Origin of the sequence: Variovorax sp. DXTD-1, from assembly GCF_003984625.1 — a bacterium.
GTDB lineage: Bacteria > Pseudomonadota > Gammaproteobacteria > Burkholderiales > Burkholderiaceae_C > Variovorax.
Genome location: NZ_RWKH01000058.1, coordinates 1 through 1565, shown reverse-complemented (window position 1 = coordinate 1565; position 1565 = coordinate 1). Strand labels below are relative to the sequence as shown.

The 1565-nt window shown below is 59.9% G+C and carries 3 protein-coding genes and 1 pseudogene; all 4 read right to left on the bottom strand.

What is annotated here, in order from left to right:
• Positions 1–381 (bottom strand): hypothetical protein (locus EJI00_RS24800; RefSeq protein WP_148110659.1); only part of this gene is annotated, 381 nt, incomplete at its 3' end.
• Positions 382–437: 56 nt separating this feature from the next.
• Positions 438–731 (bottom strand): hypothetical protein, encoded by a 294-nt coding sequence (locus EJI00_RS24795; protein WP_126750113.1) that lies wholly within the window; start codon positions 729–731, stop codon positions 438–440.
• 108 nt (positions 732–839) lie between these two features.
• Positions 840–1202 carry a hypothetical protein gene (locus EJI00_RS24790; RefSeq protein ID WP_126750112.1) on the bottom strand — a complete coding sequence of 121 codons (363 nt, stop codon included), beginning with the start codon at positions 1200–1202 and terminating at the stop codon, positions 840–842.
• Positions 1203–1249: 47 nt separating this feature from the next.
• Positions 1250–1565, bottom strand: a pseudogene (locus tag EJI00_RS24785) (hypothetical protein); the annotation flags it as partial.

Here is a 1565-nt window from a genome sequence, read left to right as displayed (position 1 = left end):
TGCGCTGATGGTGGTCAGGCTGGTGAGGGGCTGGTTGCTGGTGCCCGCACCGCCCCCGACTGCACCGCCGCTGGAACTGGGGCAGGCTTGGGAGATGTAGCCGGAGACATCGCCAATCTTCTGAAGCTTGTTGTTGGGCGTCAGGGTGGCGGCGAAGCCGAGGTTCTGGGTGCTGTTCTTGAGCTGGCTGAGGATGTCGGAGGCAGATTTCTTGATATCGCCAGTGGTCGAGTCGATGTTGTCCAGGGATGTTTCGGCGTCCTTGTCTTTGACGTCTACTTGCGCATGGGCGGCACCCATCAATACCCAGGCCGCGGCGACTAGAGCGCAACGGATTGCACTGCGTGGCAGGGAGCGGCGGACTTCAACGTCTTGTGACATGGTGGGATTCCTTTGGGCATAGTTGTCGTGGTACGGCAGACGGTGCGGGCCTGAATTCATCGTTCGGTGCTCTTGTGGTTTTTGTGGCTTGCCGGGTTTTTGACCGGCGGTGCGAGCAGAAAGCGAAAGAACCTGCTGCTGACGCGCCACCACAGCCAGAGCGTCAGGACTGCGAACACTGCCAAGCCAAGCATCATCAGAACTCGACCGAGTGAATCTGCGGCAAATTGAGAAAGAGTTTCGGGGTGGATGAAGAGCTGGTAGATCACCGTGCAGCAAAGGACGGCAACGATTTCTGCTCGCCAGCTCAGCAGGTAGGGGTGCAGCTTTTTGTTCAGTGAGGCCAGCATCGTGCGTGTCCGGACGGGGTCGAATGGTTGTTCGGGGTGGGTGCTGTTGTTATGACGCTTTTCTCGATGCGACCCCATTGGTTCAGGATGGCGTCGGGAATATTGCTGTTACTGCGCGTATTGTTGATAGCCCCATTGATTCATGATGGCTTCGAAAATGTTGCTGTTGTTCGGGGTGTCGGTGGCGCCTCGGCACCCGCTCATATAACTCCTGCGATTCATATAGGAGCTTGGAGCATTGAATTGGACGACCGGATAGTAGTCATACACGGCGAGGCCACCACTCAATTGCGGCATCCCCCAGTAGACGGTGGCGGCAGCGCAATTGGCCGGCTTGGAGCCTTGGCCGGAGATGCTGGCCATGCACAGGTAGAGCGTGCACGGGTCTGGAGCCTGGGCTTGTGCGGATGTGCTGAGGCTGGCGATCCCCAGCGCGAGGGAGAGGGCGGCCAAAGGGGTACGCAGTTTCATGGAACCTCCGAAATATTGAAGTGATGGTTGACGAGGTTTGAGTTCGGTCATGCGATGAGGCGCGGGCGCCCCGCGCGTTGGGCGGGCTGATCGGCGGACGCCGCGCGCTTGCCGCTGCCCTTGCGCTGGTCGTAGAAGTCCTGCAGCCATTGCTCGGGCCGTAGCTCATTGACGGCGATGCCTTCGGCCCTGGCGCTCGCGTCCAGCACGCCATGCAGGATCTCGATGTTGTCGGTTGAAGCTGAAATGACGGCCAGCGCATCGTCCATGCCGCGCAGGTCGAGCTGGCACACCGAAGACATGTGGCCCTGCTTGACAAGAAAGCGGCGCGAGCGCTCGTCCAGGCTGACCACCTCCTGGTAC